At 67.9% G+C, this 16,543-nt stretch carries 11 protein-coding genes; 9 read left to right on the top strand and 2 right to left on the bottom strand.

What is annotated here, in order from left to right; translation table 11 throughout:
• Positions 1–16 precede the first annotated feature (16 nt).
• A complete protein-coding gene (locus ASD71_RS14835) occupies positions 17–919 on the bottom strand; it encodes a LysR substrate-binding domain-containing protein (RefSeq protein WP_056565248.1) in 903 nt (300 codons plus the stop codon).
• Positions 920–1,041: 122 nt separating this feature from the next.
• On the opposite strand from ASD71_RS14835, the gene dkgB reads away from it, so the two are divergent.
• The gene (gene dkgB, locus ASD71_RS14840) at positions 1,042–1,845 is read left to right on the top strand and encodes a 2,5-didehydrogluconate reductase DkgB (protein ID WP_056565251.1); all 804 of its coding nucleotides are present in this window, start codon (positions 1,042–1,044) and stop codon (positions 1,843–1,845) included.
• Between the two features lie 18 nt (positions 1,846–1,863).
• Positions 1,864–2,988 carry an alkene reductase gene (locus ASD71_RS14845; RefSeq protein WP_056565254.1) on the top strand — a complete coding sequence of 375 codons (1,125 nt, stop codon included), beginning with the start codon at positions 1,864–1,866 and terminating at the stop codon, positions 2,986–2,988.
• Here ASD71_RS14845 and ASD71_RS14850 read toward each other — a convergent pair.
• Positions 2,983–3,894, bottom strand: coding sequence for a LysR family transcriptional regulator (locus ASD71_RS14850; protein WP_056565256.1), 912 nt, complete (start codon positions 3,892–3,894; stop codon positions 2,983–2,985). The genes ASD71_RS14845 and ASD71_RS14850 overlap by 6 nt on opposite strands.
• Positions 3,895–4,014: 120 nt before the next feature.
• On the opposite strand from ASD71_RS14850, the gene ASD71_RS14855 reads away from it, so the two are divergent.
• From ASD71_RS14855 to ASD71_RS14885, 7 genes are all read left to right on the top strand, one after another.
• Positions 4,015–5,007 carry a tripartite tricarboxylate transporter substrate binding protein gene (locus tag ASD71_RS14855; RefSeq protein ID WP_056565259.1) on the top strand — a complete coding sequence of 331 codons (993 nt, stop codon included), beginning with the start codon at positions 4,015–4,017 and terminating at the stop codon, positions 5,005–5,007.
• On the top strand, positions 5,004–6,227 hold the full coding sequence (locus ASD71_RS14860; protein WP_235512135.1) for an amidase: 1,224 nt from the start codon (positions 5,004–5,006) through the stop codon (positions 6,225–6,227). The genes ASD71_RS14855 and ASD71_RS14860 overlap by 4 nt, the downstream gene beginning before the upstream one ends.
• Before the next feature lie 127 nt (positions 6,228–6,354).
• Positions 6,355–7,662: a chloride channel protein gene (locus tag ASD71_RS14865; protein WP_056565262.1), complete on the top strand. Its 1,308-nt coding sequence runs from the start codon at positions 6,355–6,357 to the stop codon at positions 7,660–7,662.
• 17 nt (positions 7,663–7,679) lie between these two features.
• The gene (locus ASD71_RS14870) at positions 7,680–9,947 is read left to right on the top strand and encodes an FdhF/YdeP family oxidoreductase (protein ID WP_056565265.1); all 2,268 of its coding nucleotides are present in this window, start codon (positions 7,680–7,682) and stop codon (positions 9,945–9,947) included.
• A gap of 230 nt (positions 9,948–10,177) precedes the next feature.
• Positions 10,178–11,632 (top strand): N-acetylmuramoyl-L-alanine amidase, encoded by a 1,455-nt coding sequence (locus ASD71_RS28240; protein WP_056565268.1) that lies wholly within the window; start codon positions 10,178–10,180, stop codon positions 11,630–11,632.
• Positions 11,633–11,658: 26 nt separating this feature from the next.
• Complete coding sequence (locus ASD71_RS14880) at positions 11,659–13,683, top strand: C1 family peptidase (protein WP_056565272.1); 2,025 nt, start codon at positions 11,659–11,661, stop codon at positions 13,681–13,683.
• A 22-nt stretch (positions 13,684–13,705) separates the two neighbouring features.
• Positions 13,706–16,540: a PAS domain-containing protein gene (locus ASD71_RS14885; RefSeq protein ID WP_056565274.1), complete on the top strand. Its 2,835-nt coding sequence runs from the start codon at positions 13,706–13,708 to the stop codon at positions 16,538–16,540.
• Positions 16,541–16,543 lie beyond the last annotated feature (3 nt).

The following is a 16,543-nucleotide window of genomic DNA, read 5'->3' on the forward strand; positions in this document are numbered from 1 at the left end:
CATCTTCGCGGGCCGGCTATTCCTCGAATCCGCGCGTCCCAACCGTCTCGACCACGAAATCAATGAAGGACTTGATGCGCGACGAGATCGCGGTGTTCCGGTAGTACACCGCGTTGATCGGCTGCCGCTCTTCCAGCAATTGCTTTACAAACAGCGGCTGCAGCGCGCCGCTTGCGCGGTCGCCGCGCGTCATGAAGTCGGACAGGCACACGATGCCGCCGTCGTTCAGCGCAAGCTGGCGCAGCGTCTCGCCGCTGTGAGCGCGCACCTGCGGCTTGATATGCACCGGCTGCCCGTCCGCATCCAGCAGCGGCCATTCGTTCAGCGGTTCCAGTTGGGCAAAGCCCAGCAGCACATGCGAGGCCAGATCCGCTGCGCGCCGCGGCGTGCCGTGCCGCGCCAGATAACCCGGGCTGGCCAGCACACGCACCCGGCTCGTGCCCAGCGCCACCGCGTGCAGCGACGAATCCTTCAGCCGCCCGATGCGAAACGCCAGGTCGGTGCGCCGCGCCAAGAGGTCGATGTTGCCTTCGTTGCTGGTGAGCTCCAGTTCCACCTGCGGATAGCGCTTGCGATAGGCCGGCACCAGCGGCGCGATCACGTGCAGCATGAAGGGCGACGCCGCATCCACGCGCAGGAGGCCCGCGGGCTGGTTGCGGCGCAGGTTCATCAGCTCTTCGGCCTCCTCGACCGACGCGATGATCCGCCGCGCCTGCTCCAGGTAGGCCTTGCCTTCTTCGGTCAGCGCCAGGCGCCGGGTCGTGCGCCGCATCAGCGTGGTTTGCAGCTTTTCTTCCAGCCGGCTCATGGTGCGGCTGGTCGCGGAGATGGTCTGGCCCAGCACGTCGGCGGCGGCGGTGATCGAGCCGCTGTCCACGATGGCGATGAAGACCTGCATTTCGTCGAGGGTCGTTTTCATATTTGACGTTTTATCAAAAGTATTTCGCCCATACCGGTATTTTTCCGCAAGGATGCGGCAGGCACACTACGTCCATTCCCGAACGCCGCACGTTCGGCCACGCACACCCCCAGGAGTTTTACATGAGCATTCCCGCCTTTGGCGTTGGCACCTTCCGTCTGCAAGGCCAGACCGTCGTCGATTCGGTGCGCAACGCGCTGGACGTCGGCTACCGCGCCATCGACACCGCCCAGATCTATGAGAACGAAGCCGACGTCGGCCAAGCCATCGCCGAATCGAACGTGGCCCGCGAAGACCTGTTCATCACCACCAAGATCTGGGTGCCCAACTACGCGAAGGACAAGCTCGTCCCCAGCCTGAAGGACAGCCTGGCCAAGCTGCGCACCGACTACGTGGACCTGACGCTGATCCACTGGCCCGCGCCGGACAACGGCGTTTCCGTGGACGAATTCATGACTGCGCTGGCCGACGCCAAGTCGCAGGGCCTGACCCGCCAGATCGGCATTTCCAACTTCCCCATCGCGGAAACGCGCGCCGCCATCGCCGCCGTCGGCCGCGATGAGATCGCCACCAATCAGATCGAGCTCAGCCCCTACCTGCAGAACCGCACGCTGACCGCCTTCCTGAAGGAACAGGGCATTCACGTCACCTCGTACATGACGCTGGCGTACGGCAAGGTGCTCAAGGATCCGGTCATCGGCCAGATCGCGCAGCGCCACGAAGCCACGCCCGCGCAGGTCGCGCTGGCCTGGGCCCTGCAACTGGGCTATGCCGTGATCCCCTCGTCCACCAAGCGCGAGAACCTGGCCAGCAACCTGCTCGCCCAGGACCTGCGCCTGACGGACGAAGACATGGCGCAGATCGCCGCGCTGGAACGCAATGGCCGCGAAGTCAGCCCGGAAGGGTTGGCCGCAGCGTGGGACTGAACCGAAGGGGACCGAACCATGCACACGACTGATCCGCTGTTCCAACCCCTGGCGCTGGGCAGCCTGACGCTGCCCAACCGCATCGTCATGCCGCCGATGACGCGCTCGCGCGCCACGCAGCCGGGCGACTGCGCCAATGCGCTGATGGCGCGCTACTACGCGCAGCGCGCCAGCGCCGGCCTCATCGTCAGCGAAGGCACGTACATCTCGCCGATGGGCAAGGGCTATGCCGGCACGCCCGGCCTGTGCACCCCCGCCCAGGTGGCCGGCTGGCGCGGCGTGACCGACGCCGTCCACGCCGCCGGCGGCCGCATCTACGCGCAGCTCTGGCACGTGGGCAGGCTAAGCCACACCAGCCTGCTCGGCGGGCAGGCGCCGGTGTCGTCCTCCGCAATTCAGGCAGAGGGCGTCAACGTCTTCATCCAGAACGAGGACGGCAGCCCCAACTTCGTGCAGGCCTCGGCGCCGCGCACGCTGTCGGCCGCGGAAATCCAGGCCATCGTCGAGGAATACCGCCAGGCCGCGCGCAACGCGATCGCCGCGGGGTTTGACGGCGTGGAGCTGCACGCGGCCAACGGTTATCTGGTCAACCAGTTCCTGGATTCCGAGGCCAACAATCGTACCGACGCGTACGGCGGCTCACTGGAAAACCGCATCCGCTTTCTGGATGAAGTGGCCCGCGCGCTGGTCGAGACCCTTGGCGACCCCGCCCGCGTCGGCATCCGTCTGGCGCCGCTCACGACGCTGAACGGCTGCGTGGATGCGGACCCCGTTGCCACCTACACGGCGGCCGCCAAGCGCCTGGGCGAGATCGGCGTGGGCTACATCCATATTGCGGAAGCCGACTGGGACGACGCCCCCGACATGCCTCTGTCCTTCAAGCAGGCGCTACGCCGCGTCTATCCCGGCGTGCTCATCTACGCCGGAAAGTACACGGCCGAACGCGCACGCGATGCGCTGCAAGCGGGTTGGGCGGACCTGATCGCCTTTGGCCGCCCGTTCGTGGCGAACCCCGACCTGCCCGAGCGCCTGCGTCACGACGAACCGCTGGCCGAGCATGACAGGAACACCCTGTTCGGCGGCGATGCGCGCGGGTTGACGGACTATCCGGCGTTCAATGCGCGGCAGGCGCCGGCGTCATGATTGCGCCGGCTCGCGGGACTGCTGCTTGGTCTCCCGCATGATCGCCACGAAGGCATCCACCGCGGGATTCCGGTGATCGGGATGGCGTGCGGCGGCCAGTTCCGCGCGGAAGGCCCCGCGCCCCCGGATGCCCACGTACGCGAGGATATCCATGCGCATCCGCGCCAGCGACGCGGGCACCACCGCCGCGCCGAAGCCCGCTTCGACGAGGGTCAGAATCGTGGGGATCATGCTTTCCTGCACGATGTTGGCGGGCTTGCCCGCCGCTTCGACCATCTGCCGCAGCACCTGGCTGAAGTAGCGCGACCGGTCGCGCGCATAACCCACGAGCGGCAGGTCCAACACTTGCTCCATGGTCACCCAGCGCTTGCTCGCGAGCGGGTGGCCGCGCCGTAGCGCGAGCACCATCGGCTCGGAAAACAGCGGCAAGGGTGACAGGTCCGCATCCGCAAACGGCGGGCGCAGCAGCGCCAGATCCAACCGCCGCTGATGCAGCGCCTCGGGCATCTCGCTCGAATTCATTTCCTGCAGGTCCAGCACCACGCCGGGGAAACGCTGCCGGAACACGAACAGTGCCTGCGGCACGTTCGAATAGGCCGCGCTGGGCGTCAGGCCGATTGTCAGCTGGCCGGCTTCGCCGCTGGCCGCCTGCCGCACGTGCCGTACCGTGGCCTCGTGCTCGACCGCCATCTGCCTGATCCGGCGCTGCAGCTCCGCGCCGGCCGCGGTCAGCTTGACCGTGCGCGTGGTGCGTTCCAGAAGCTGCACGCCCAGCTCTTCCTCGAGCTTGCGCACGCTCTGGCTCAACGGAGGCTGACTCAAATGCAGGCGCTGCGCCGCGCGCCCGAAATGCAGCTCTTCGGCGACCACGGCGAACACCTGGAGCAGACGGCTGTCGATGAGCATTTATTTTCCTGGCGAATCAATAGCGGGAGAATAAGGTATTAGACATCCTAATGGCGGCTTCCTACTATGCGCTCACAATCAACGGGCCGGGACGACGGCCTCCATGACAAGGGAAATGCCATGCCTGCTGCCTCCTTCACCCTCACGTTCCTGGCCGGGGCCTTTGCCGCCAGCCTGTGCCTTGCCTCACCCGGCGCCCTGGCGCAAGCGGCCTATCCCAACCAGGCCATCAAGTTCATCGTGCCGTACGCGGCGGGCGGCAGTTCGGACACGCGCTCGCGCCAGTTGGCCCAGAGACTCAGCGATTCGCTGGGCGTACCCGTCGTGGTCGACAACAAGCCGGGCGCAAGCGGCAACATCGGCACGGCGCAGATCGCCTCGGCAAAGCCGGACGGCTACACGATCGGTCTGGGCAACTTTGCGCCCATGTCGGTCAACAAGGCGCTCTATACGATGCCCTTCGATCCGGCAAAGGACATCGCGCCCGTGGCCCTGATTGAACTGGGCCCGATGGCGCTGGGCGTCAGCAGCAAATCTCCCTATGCCGACCCGGCCGCGCTCGTGCGTGACGCCAAGGCCAATCCCGAAAAGCTCAATTACGCGTCCACCGGCGCGGGCAGCGCGTCGCACCTGAGCACCGAGCTGTTCAAGGAGCAAGCCGGCGCGAACGCGACCCACGTGCCCTACCGCGGTGGCGCGCCCGCCGTGAACGACCTGATCGCCGGCAACGTGGACTTCTACATCGAGCTGCCCAGCCTGTTCCTGCCGCACGCCTCGGGACCCGATGCCCGCATCAGGATCCTGGCGGTGGCTGCGGACAAGCGCGCGCCGGGCCTGCCGGACGTACCCACCTTCAAGGAGCTGGGGATGCCCGATATGGTCGTCTCCAACTGGTTCGGCGTCATCGCCCCGGCGGGCACGCCGCCCGATGTCATCAAGACGCTGAATGACCACATCAACCGCGCCCTGCAGGACAAGCAGTACCGCGCCGTGGTGGAGTCGCAAGGCGGTGAGGTGGCAGGCGGCACGCCGGAACAGTTCCAGGCCTTCATCGCCAGCGAAAACGCGCGCTGGACGCAGCTCATCCAACAGAAGCAGATCAAGGTCCAATGATGCTGGCAGCGCAGGAAGCCCTTGCCCGAAGCAAGGCGGGGGATGCGCAGGTCCAGGCCTGGGTCTGCCTGGCCGATGAAAGCGCGGTTGCCCAGTCCGGGACGGGCGGGCTGGCGGGCGCGGGGTTCGGCGTAAAGGATGTGATCGACGTCGCGGGCCTGCCCACCCGCTCGGGCTCCGCCGCTGAGTCGGCGGAGCCCGCGCGGCGAGACGCGACCTGCGTGGCGCAGTTGCGCGCCGCTGGCGCCATGCCCATCGGCAAGACCGTGACCGCCGAGTACGCGTATGTCACGCCGGGGCCGACCCGCAACCCGCGCAATCCGGCGCATACGCCGGGCGGCTCGTCGAGCGGATCCGCGGCGGCGGTCGCCGCGGGCATGGTCGACATGGCGCTGGGGACGCAAACGGGCGGTTCCATGATCCGCCCCGCCGCCTTTTGCGGCGTGGTCGGCTTCAAACCCACTTTCGGCCGGGTGCATCGGCAAGGGATGCACGTGCTGTGCGACTCGCTGGACACCATCGGCTGGTTCACGCGCGACGTGGAGCAGTCCCAGCTGGTGGCCTCGGTGCTGCTGCCGGGCTCGGCCGCACCGCGTCCCGATCGCGCGCCGCGCGTCGCACTGGTGACCGCAAGCGCGATCGGCGACCTGAGTGACGCCGCGCGAACGGCGCTCAATGACTGCGCGGCAGTCCTGCGGGAACAGGGCGCCCACATTACCGCGCCGGAAGTGGATGGGGATCTGCAGACACTGCTGCACATCCATTCGCAGACCATGCTCGCCGAATTGGCGCGCGGCCTGCTGCCGGTGGCGCTCGGCGCGCAAGGCAGCTTGCTGTCGCCGGCGCTGCGTGCGGCGGTGGACCGAGGGCTGGCGATTCCGTACGCGGAGTACGTGGCGCTCCAGCACCGCCGCGTGCAGCTGGCCCGCGAGTGGCAGGCGCGTTTCGGCGACGTGGACTTCATCATCACGCCCAGCGCCCCGTCCGAAGCGCCCGAGGGGGTGCGATCCACCGGCTCGTCCCTCTTTAATCGCATATGGTCGCTGTTGGGTTGGCCGGCACTGCATCTGCCGACGGGCTGCGCGGACAATGGCCTGCCGGTCGGCGTGCAGTGGGTTGCGCGGACCGACGAAGACCAGGCCTTGCTCGGATGGGCGCGGCAACTGCATTGCGTCATCAGGGGCGCCTTTTTGAGCGCGCCCGAGAGAATTCGGGATTAAGCCCTAACCAATTGGTATGGGTTTGCGGCCCGACGTGGCCGGAATGAAAGGATCGGGCCCTACACTGCCTCATCGCAGCGCGCGGCCCGATGCGCCGGCGCACCACCCGATGGGAGCCCGTCCTGGCATGAACGATCCAACGCCCGATGATCCGTCCTGGCTGCGACCGCGGTTTCTTCTCGCGGTGGTCCTGACCGGCCTCTTCGCAGGGCTGGGCGGCATGCTGCTCGGCATGCTGCTGCACGCCGTCCAGCACCTGGCCTACGGCTACGGCGGCGGCCAGATCATCAGTCACGAAACATTCCTTGAAGGCGTGCAGGCCGCCAGCGGACCTCGCCGCGTGCTGGCGCTGGTGCTGTGCGGCCTGGCGGCCGGCGGCGGATGGTGGATGATCTATCGCTATGGCCGTCCCCTGGTCAGCGTCAAGAAGGCGGTGTCAGACACCACGCAAGCGATGTCCCCGGCGACGACCATGGCGCACGCCATCCTGCAGATCGTGACCGTCGGGCTGGGCTCGCCACTGGGCCGCGAGGTCGCCCCGCGCGAAGTCGGCGCGCTGGCCGGCGGCCGGCTGGCCGCGCTGCTGCGGCTGCCGCCCGCGCAGCACCGGATCGTCATCGCCTGTGGCGCCGGCGCGGGGCTGGCCGCCGTCTATAACGTGCCGCTCGGCGCGGCCCTGTTCGTGCTGGAGGTGCTGCTGGGATCGTTCGCCTGGCCTGCGGTGGTCGCAGCGCTTATCGCCTGCTGCATTGGCGCGGTGGTGGCCTGGGCGGGACTGGGCAACGACATCCAGTACGCCGTGCCCGCCATGCAGATCAGCGCCAGCCTGGTGGCCTGGGCCATCGTTGCCGGCCCCCTGTTCGGATGCGCGGCCCACGGTTTTCAGCGGCTGACGGCCGCGGCGCGCGCCAAGGCCGCCCGGGGCTGGCATTTGCCCGTGGCCTGCCTGGTCAATTTCACGCTGCTCGGCCTGCTTGCAATCTATCTGCCCGCGCTGCTGGGCAACGGCAAGGGCCCGGCGCAACTGAGTTTCGACAATGAGCTGACCATCGCCCTGGCCGCCACGCTGGCCGTGATGAAGGTGGTTGTCGTCGCCTGCACGCTGCGCGCGGGCGCGGAGGGCGGTTTGCTCACCCCCGCCATCGCCGTCGGCGCGTCGCTTGCCGTCGTCCTGGGGGGGCTGTGGAGCATGGCCTGGCCCGACTCGCCGCCCGGCGCGTTTGCCGTGGTGGGCGCGGCCGCCTTTCTGGCCTCGTCGATGCGCATGCCGCTGACCGCGGTGGTGCTGATCCTGGAATTCACCCGGGTCGACCAGGCCTTTCTTGTTCCCATCATCGTGGCGGTGGCCGGCTCGGTGCTGACGAGCCGCTACTGCGCGGCCCGCCGCGACCGGCTTGCCGCCGCCCCAGCCGCCGCCGCGCGCAACGCATCCTGAAGTTCCCGGAGACCCGCATGACCCAAGGCAAACCCATTGGCATCCACCGCTACGACGCCCCGGCGGGCGGCTGGGGCGCCCTGAAGGCGACCGCGCAGGCGGTGGCCAACCAGATGCGCATTGCCGAAGCGCCCGTGCTGCTCCTGCGCACCAACAAGCCCGACGGCTTCGATTGCCCCGGCTGCGCCTGGCCCGACAAGGCGCATACGTCCACATTCCAGTTCTGCGAAAACGGCGCAAAGGCCGTCACCTGGGAAGCCACCCGCAAGCGCGTGACGCCCGAGTTCTTCGCCGCGCACACGGTGACCGAACTGCTGACCTGGACCGACCACGACCTGGAAAACGCGGGCCGCCTGACCCATCCGCTGGCCTACGACACCGCCAGCGACACCTATCAGCCCATCGAATGGGACGCCGCGTTCGCGCGCATCGGCCAGACGCTTGCCAGCCTGCCCGACCCGGACATGGCAGAGTTCTATACGTCAGGCCGCGCGTCCAACGAAGCCGCATTTCTCTTCAGCCTGTACGCCCGAGAGTTCGGCACCAACAATTTCCCCGACTGCTCCAACATGTGCCACGAGGCCACCAGCGTCGGACTGCCCAAGGCCATCGGCATCGGCAAGGGCACGGTGTCGCTGGACGACTTCGACAAATGCGACCTCATCATCTCGATGGGACACAACCCCGGCACGAACCATCCGCGCATGATGGGCACCCTGCACGAGTGCGCGCGCCGTGGCGTGCCCATCATCGTGTTCAACCCGCTGCGCGAGCGCTCGCTGGAACGCTTTGCCGATCCGCAGGACCCGATCGAGATGGGCACCTTCGGCTCCACGGCCATCGCCTCCACGTACTACCAGGTCAAGGTCGGCGGCGACGCCGCCGCGCTCAAGGGCATCATGAAGGCGCTGATGGACGCGGATCGCGGCGGGCGCAACACGCTGGACCACGAATTCATTGCGCGGCACACCAACGGCTACGAGGCCTTCGCGCAGGACCTGGACGCCACGAGCTGGACCGACATCGAACAGGCCAGCGGCCTGCGCCGGCGCGACCTGGAACTGGTGGCCGAGGCCTATGCGCGTTCCAACGCCACCATCGTCACCTACGGCATGGGCATCACGCAGCACGAAAAGGGCACGAGCAACGTGCAGCAGATCGCCGCGCTGCTGCTGATGCGCGGCAACTTCGGCAAGCCGGGCGCGGGCATCTGTCCCTTGCGCGGGCACTCCAACGTGCAGGGCAACCGCACGGTCGGCATCACCGAGAAGATCGACAGCACCATGTTCGACCACGTCGAACAGACCTTCGGCTTCCGGCCCCCAAACCGGACCGGCCATGACGCGGTCGAAGCCATGAAGGCGATGGCTGCGGGCCGCGCCAAGGCGCTGATCTGCCTGGGCGGCAACTTCGCGGTCGCGCTGCCCGACACCGAGGCCTGCGAGCGCGGCATGCGGCAACTGGATCTGGCCGTGCATCTGAACACCAAGCTGAACCGCTCGCACCTGTTGATCGGCAAGGCGTCGATCATCCTGCCGGTGCTGGGCCGCACGGAAAGCGACGTGCAGGCGGGCGGCGCGCAATCGGTCACGGTCGAGGATTCGATGTCGATGGTGCATGCCTCGCGCGGCAAGCTTGTGCCCGCCTCACCGCACCTGCGTTCGGAACCGGCCATCATCGCCGGCATGGCGCAGGCGACGCTGCCGCACAGCCGCGTCAATTGGAAGCACCTGATCGAGGACTACGACCGCATCCGCGACCTGATCGAAAAGATCTACCCGGATTTCCGCGACTACAACGAACGCATCCGCATCCCCGGCGGCTTCCGCCTGCCGCTGCCGCCCACCGAGCGCATCTGGAAGACGGCGTCGGGCAAGGCCGAGTTCATTCCGTTCGCGGGCCTGCGCGAAGATCCGGATATCGTCGAAGGCAACATCCTGCGGCTCACCACGCTGCGCAGCCACGATCAGTACAACACCACCATCTACGGCCTGGACGACCGCTACCGCGGCGTGTTCGGCCGCCGCGACGTGCTGTTCATGAACGCGTCCGACCTGGCGCGCCACGGCATTGCGCACGGCGACGAGGTCGACATCATCACCAGCCTGCCCGGCCAGACGCACCGGCGGCTGCGGCTGACGGCCGTCCGGCACGACATCGCGGCGGGCTCGGTGGGCGCGTACTACCCCGAAGCCAACAATCTTTGCCCGCTGGATTACCAGGACACGGCCAGCGGCACGCCCAGTTACAAGTCGATCCCGGTGCGAATCCAGAAAGCGGCCTGATCGCCGCAGCATGCGTCCGGCGGGCGGCGCGAACGCCGCGCCTCATCCCTCTGGACGAGCGCAACCGGGGCCAGATGATGCGTAAGCACCATTGCACATTCAAGGATTAATACTTTCGGCTACTAGCGAGGCGGATGAGGTCCGCATATATATCCCTGGAAGGGGCGCCGCATCATCGTCGTCATGTCGTCTTGCCAAGAACACCCGCGCCCGTGCCCAGGAGACCATCGATGGCACGATGTCCGTTTGCGACGTGGCGACCCATTTCCGGCTCGTCCGGGCCTCATCTTGGCGGCCCCTTCAAGATCGTCCATCACACCACGGAAGGCAGCACCGCGCAGGGTGCGATGGATGCGTTCCGCCGCAACCGTTCCGACCCCCACTTCACGGTCGACGCCACCACCATCTTCCAGCACGTCGACACCGCCGAAGGCGCGCGGGCGCTGCGCAACGATGCGGGCGGCGTGCAGACCAACCGGGATTCGGCGGTGCAGATCGAACTGGTGGGATTCGCGCATCTGCCCAAGGACAGCCGCGCGCTGACCAACGTGGCGCGCCTGTGCCGCTGGATCGAACAGCAGCACGATATTCCCCGCAAATGGCCGTCGGGCCGCCCCTTGCCCGCCAAGAACGGCAAGGATCCGGGCGGCCATAACCGCGACCCGGCCATCTGGGATTCGGCCAGCGGCCACTTCGGCCATTGCCACGTCCCCGAGAACTCCCATTGGGATCCCGCCTATTCCGCGGCGGAAGCCGACTTCATCCTGGCCGCCACGTTTTCCGAAGACGGCGCGCTGGTGTCGCCCGCCCCGCCGCCGCGCCCCGCTGCTCGCCGCGCATCCAAGAGCGCGACGCCCTCCTCGACCATGCCGGACCACGGCGTCAACGCGGTTGGTATCCACGGCTACCTGAACGATCTGGCGGTGCAGACGCTGGAGCCACCCGGCATGCCGGTCGCACGGCGGCGCGCGCCCGCCAAACGCTCGGGCGCCGTGCTGCGTGCCGGCGCCGCAGGCAAGACCGCGCGGCAGGCGCCGCAGGCCAGCATCAACGCCGGCAGCGTGCTGTCGTTTGCATCCGGCTTGCAGGAACAGGAACGCGGCGATGTGCTGTATTCGCTGCAACTGGCGCAACGCGCGGCCAGCGCCGCGCATGACCGATTCACGCAGTCGCAGGCCTGGTATCAGACCTACGTGGAAGTGCTGGAAAACCTGGGCTGGACCAGCGGGCAGATGAGCTTTACCCATCACGAGGAAGACGAGCGCGAATTCCGCATGGATCAGGTGGCCGTCGACCTGCTGCTGGCCGTCGCGCGGCGCGATCAGCTGGCGGTGCTGGACCAGGCCGTGGCCGCGCTGGGCCAATTGGCCGAAGACGACGACACCGTGAGGCTCTTCGACTTTCACGCGTCGTCGCAGTCGGGCGGCAACTTCCAGCTGGGCGCGGTGCAGCGCGATCGCGGCGGCGGGCTGTCGATGGCGCTGGGCGCCTACTACTTTCGCGCCGTGGACAGCCGCAAGCGTTTCCTGTTTGCGCAGTGGGGTGCGCGCCAGGTGAACTTCTGGGCCTGCGCGCAGCGCCTGACGCTGAACGCCGCCCTGTATGAACAGCTGCGCGACGACGTGCAGGCCAAGCTGGCCGCCGACGCGCCCCGCTACATCGCCAGCTTGAAGCTGGCGTCCTAGCCGGCCGCCGGCATTGGGAGAACGACATGGCGACCCGAAAGGCGGCAGCGCGCACGGCAACCAAGTCCACGCCAAAGAAGAAGAGCAAGCGCGTGGCGCAAGCGTCCGCCGCGGCCCCGGAAGATCCGGCCCCGAAGGCCCGCAAACGCCGCAAGCAGGATGATGCCCCGTCCGCGCGGCCCTTCGAGCGGTCCGCCAAGCCCGATGCCTTCGACGCGCGCGACATCCTGTTCCGGCCCAACATTTCCGTCACGCCCAAGGTGGAGATGATTCCCGTGATGGGACTGACGGTGAAGCACCAGGGCGAAACCTCGGCCTGCACGGGCTTTGCGCTGTCCACGGTGGTCGAATACCTGCTGCGCAAATCCGAGCGCGATACGCGTCCCGCGATCTCGCCCTACATGCTGTATTCGATGGCGCGGCGCTACGACGAGTTTCCGGGATCGGTCGACGACAGCGGCTCCAGCCTGCGCGGCGCGTTGAAGGGCTGGTTCCGGCACGGCGCCTGCGCCCAGGGCTTGTTCCCCACCATCGACATGCCGCCGGCGGCCAAGCGCCCCGAAGACGACTGGTGGCTGGACGCGGTGAAGCGGCCGCTGGGCGCCTACTACCGGATCGACACCCGCAGCATCGTCGAGATGCACGCTGCGCTGAACGAAGTCGGCATCCTGTACGCCAGCGCGGGCTGCCACGACGGCTGGGACGACGGCCACGGCGTCACGCCGCACGAGGACGAGCCCACGCCCGTCAGCCGGCCGTTCTGGGTCATCCCATCCACCGGACAGGACATGGCGATGCAGGGCCACGCCTTCGTCATCGTCGGCTACACGCAGGACGGCTTTCTGATCCAGAACTCGTGGGGCGAGGAATGGGGCACGTACGGCATGGCCGTGCTGACCTACGACGACTGGCTGCGCAACGCAATGGACTGCTGGGTCGTGCAGTTGGGCGTGGTCACGCACGAGCACGATCGAATCGCCAACAGCATCAGCCTGCGCACGGAAGGACAGAAGGTGACCCTTGCCGCCGGCAAGGTGCTGCGCGACCGCGAGCTCACGCCTTTCATCGTCAACGTCGGCAATAACGGCAAGCTCAGCAACAGCGGCGCCTTTCGCACCACGCCGGACGACCTGCGCGCCATCGTGGACGTCCACATGGCCGCCGCGCGCGAGCGCTGGAACCTGAAGGACAAGCCGATGGACGTCTGCGTCTACGCGCACGGCGGCCTTGTCGGCGAGAACGACGCGGCCGAAGCCGCCGCCGAATGGATCCCGCTGCTTTACGACAGCCAGATCTTTCCCGTCTTCCTGATGTGGGAAACGGATTTCATCAGCACCGTGAAGAACATCATCCGCGACGCAGCGAGCAACGTGCCGCGCTCCACCGGCGGCATCGGCGAGCGGCTGGAACGCTGGTGGAACCAGCGGCTTGAACGTTGGCTGGCGCGCCCCGGCACGGTGATCTGGGGTGAGATGAAGCAGAACGCCGAAGCCATGAGTGAGCCAGCCATCAATGGCGGCGAAGAGGCCGCGATGATCCTGCTGTACAAGCACTTCAAGATGCATGTCGCGCGTGGCCGCGTGCGCCTGCACATCGTGGGCCATTCGGCCGGCGCCATCGTCGCCAGCCACTTCGTCAAGCGCCTGACGGCGGACGGCGGGGAGCTGGAATCGCTGAGCCTGATGGCGCCCGCCGTCACGATGAAAACCTTCCAGGATCTGGTCGTGCCGCACCTGGGCAGCCGCGTGAAGCGCTACCAGCAGTTCCATCTGTCGGATCGCGCCGAAGAGGACGACCCGACCTGCGGACCGTACCGGCGCTCGCTGCTGTACCTGGTCAGCGAATCGTTTGAAGGCGGCACCACCACGCCGCTGCTGGGCATGGAACGCTACTTTCGCGAGGCGGCCATTCCGTGCGATGCGGTTCACGTCTCGCCGGCCGGCAGCCCTTCCGCCACCGCCCGCGTGGCGCCGGTGGCCTCCAGCACGCATGGCGGATTCGACAACGACAAGGGCACACAACAGCAGGTCATCGCGTTCATCAAGCGTTGACGGCGGGTGAAGAGGTCTTGTCATGACAGAGATGGAGCCAGAACCCTATCCCGACGCGCCGGCGCTTTCCCAGGACGGGGCGCTGCGCGAGTTCTCCCTTTTTGGCGAGCCCGCCGAGGTTGCGCGCGTGCTGTCCCAGGTCGGCGTGCCTTGCCTCGTGCTGGCCGCCACCGGCGAGATCGTGGCGGCGAGCAGCGTGCTGCCGCTGGCGCGCGATGCGCTCGTCGGCCGCCACGTCAGCCAGGTCTACGGTCTTGCCAAGCCGCTGCGCATGGGAGACGGCCCCGTCGACGTCGTGTATCGGCGCGCCGGCAGCGCGCGCGTGCCCGCGCAGCTCATTCCGCTATGCACCTTGGACAGCGGCGAACTCATCGTGCTGGTCAATGACGGCATGCCGTTCCGCGAGGCCGAGGCCCACCGTTTCGAACGTACCCCCTACGCCGTGTTCCGGCTGGACATGCAGGGCGTGATCCGCTTCGCCAACCCCGAGGCCGCGCGCACGCTGGGCCTGCCGCGTGACGCCCTGTACGGCACCCGGCTGGCGGCGCATTTCCGGCCGTCCGACGGCGGACCGGTGCAGCGCGCCATCGTGCGCTGCATGGAGGACACGGAAGGCGATGCCATGGTCGCGGTGACCATCGCCATCCCGGTGCCGGACGACGCCGACCGGCAGTTCGAGCTGGTCATGACGCCCGATCCCGCCCCCAACGGCCAGCTGCTGGGCGTGATCGCCGTCATCCAGTCGCGCACGCTGGAATCCGCCCGCGACGAAATCCGGCGCATCGCCCTGGACCCCGCGGTCGGCGGCTGGCGCACGAAGCTGGACCGCATCCTGGAACAGATACGGCGGCTCATCCCGTTCGAACATGCGGTCTTCGGCATCTACGGCAACGACGTGTCGCTGTTTCGCGCGATCGCCGTGCGCCCGGAAGGCGTGGAGCTGTGGCCCGCGCGCTGGATGGACCTGCCGCCCACGATACGCGCCTTCCTGGATTCCGGCCGAACCTGGGTCGACGAAATCGGCACGTTCGTCCGGAAGAACATGCCGGAACCCGGCAACGAGGTCGTGCGCTGCTACCAGGACCTGGGCATCGAGGCCTCCGTCACGCTGCCCGTGACGCGCGCGGGCGGCTACAGCTCGGCGCTCAGCCTGTGTTCGCGCCAGCCGGGCGCATACGGCGAACGCCATCTGGAGATGCTGCGCGCCCTGGACCTTGAACCCGTGCTGATGCGCTTTGAAAAGGAACGCGACGACGAGCGCGCCGAGTTTGCGGATTCCCTGCGGCGCAAGGTGATGGCCGCCGCCTCGCTGCGCCAGGCCGCCGACGAGATCATCGTCCAGCTCGCGCAGCATTTCTTGTGGGAACACGTGGCGCTGTATCGCGTCAACCGCCAGGAAGACAGATTCGAGGTCGTCACCCAGCACAGCCTGGCGCCGGCCTACGCGCTGCCGCCCGGTTATCAACAGCCCACCGACAAGGGCATGCTGGGCGCCACGCTGGCGCAAGGGCGCCTGCTGGCGGTGGACGACATCGGCAACCCGGTCTACGCGCAGCACGGCTACGGCGGACCGAAGCGGCCGCTGCGCTCGGCCATGACGGTACCCATCCATCTGAACGGCCGGATACGGTGGCTGCTTGATGTGGAATCGTCGGTCTCGCACGCCTTCAAGGGCCCGGATATCGGCGACCTGCTGCAGATCATCGCGTCGCTGGAAGAGGGTCTGGCCCAGCATCTGCTCAGCCAGACCAAGCAAAGCCTCATGGCGGAGACCGAGCAGGCCGTGGTGTTTGTGGGACGCGAGGGCGCCGTCATCGAGATGAACCGCGTGGCAACCGACATGCTGGGCGCGGAACCCCGCCGCGGGCGCAGCCTGACCGAATCGCCGTCGATCACCGACTACGCCATTGCGGGCGACGAAGCGACGCTGGGCGTGTTGACCTCCTCCTTTACCGTCAAGCGCGAGCGCATCGAGCTGTTGGACAGCACCGGCCAGCCGCGCTCCGTGCTGGCCACGCGGACCGACCTGGATCCCAGCCTGGACATGTCGATCTGGTTCTTCACCGACATCGCGGATCTGGGCTGGGCGCGCGACCTGCGCTATCTGCGCGAGACCGTGGCCGAGGTGGCCCGGCAGACGCGCACCTCGTTGTCGCTGGCGTGCAGCCTGACCTCGCAGACCGTGCTGCTGCACGACGACGCGCGCCAAGGCACACCGGCGGAAGTCGTCGCCGCGCAGGCCCAGGACCTGAGCCAACGCATCGTGGCCGAGATCGGCAAGGCCGACATCACATTTGAGCGGCTGGCCGGCGCCAGCGAATCGCGGCGGCGCACGCGCGCCACGCACAGCGACGTCGAACTGGGCGCGCGCCTGCAGGACGTGGTGACCGCCTTACCCGCCCGCGACCAGCGCCGGATCGCGCTCACGAACCACACGGCGTCGCAAGACGGCCCGGCCGTGTCCGGCGATGCGCAGGCGCTGACGGCGGCATTCCGCTCGATGATCGACTACCTCCTGCGGTGCCGCAACGCGGATGACGCCCGTGTCACGGTGGACCTGGACACCGGGCCGGACGGCTGCACGATCCGCTTCGGCCTGAGCGAGGAGCAGATGTGGGAGTCCGATCCGCCGGCGCATGCCGTGCCCGACGACGCCTTGCTCAACGCCGAGCGCGCCGCTCACGACGGCGCCAGCATCGCCATCACCCAGATCCAGGAAACCGTGATCGACCACGGCGGCGCGCTCGTCACCGACCCGCCGCTGTCGGATGCGCCGCTCGCGCCGCCGCAGGCCTACGAGTCCGTCACGCCGCCGTGGCGCGCGTTCACGCTGATCCTGCCGCTGCGGGCCGGCTAGGCC

Origin of the sequence: Achromobacter sp. Root565, from assembly GCF_001427425.1 — a bacterium.
GTDB lineage: Bacteria > Pseudomonadota > Gammaproteobacteria > Burkholderiales > Burkholderiaceae_B > Achromobacter > Achromobacter spanius_D.

Coding starts and splice junctions, on each gene's coding strand:
- ASD71_RS14835 (WP_056565248.1), bottom strand. CDS start 919: ATGAAAACGACCCTCGACGAAATGCAGGTCTTCATCGCCATCGTGGAC.
- dkgB (WP_056565251.1), top strand. CDS start 1,042: ATGAGCATTCCCGCCTTTGGCGTTGGCACCTTCCGTCTGCAAGGCCAG.
- ASD71_RS14845 (WP_056565254.1), top strand. CDS start 1,864: ATGCACACGACTGATCCGCTGTTCCAACCCCTGGCGCTGGGCAGCCTG.
- ASD71_RS14850 (WP_056565256.1), bottom strand. CDS start 3,894: ATGCTCATCGACAGCCGTCTGCTCCAGGTGTTCGCCGTGGTCGCCGAA.
- ASD71_RS14855 (WP_056565259.1), top strand. CDS start 4,015: ATGCCTGCTGCCTCCTTCACCCTCACGTTCCTGGCCGGGGCCTTTGCC.
- ASD71_RS14860 (WP_235512135.1), top strand. CDS start 5,004: ATGATGCTGGCAGCGCAGGAAGCCCTTGCCCGAAGCAAGGCGGGGGAT.
- ASD71_RS14865 (WP_056565262.1), top strand. CDS start 6,355: ATGAACGATCCAACGCCCGATGATCCGTCCTGGCTGCGACCGCGGTTT.
- ASD71_RS14870 (WP_056565265.1), top strand. CDS start 7,680: ATGACCCAAGGCAAACCCATTGGCATCCACCGCTACGACGCCCCGGCG.
- ASD71_RS28240 (WP_056565268.1), top strand. CDS start 10,178: ATGGCACGATGTCCGTTTGCGACGTGGCGACCCATTTCCGGCTCGTCC.
- ASD71_RS14880 (WP_056565272.1), top strand. CDS start 11,659: ATGGCGACCCGAAAGGCGGCAGCGCGCACGGCAACCAAGTCCACGCCA.
- ASD71_RS14885 (WP_056565274.1), top strand. CDS start 13,706: ATGACAGAGATGGAGCCAGAACCCTATCCCGACGCGCCGGCGCTTTCC.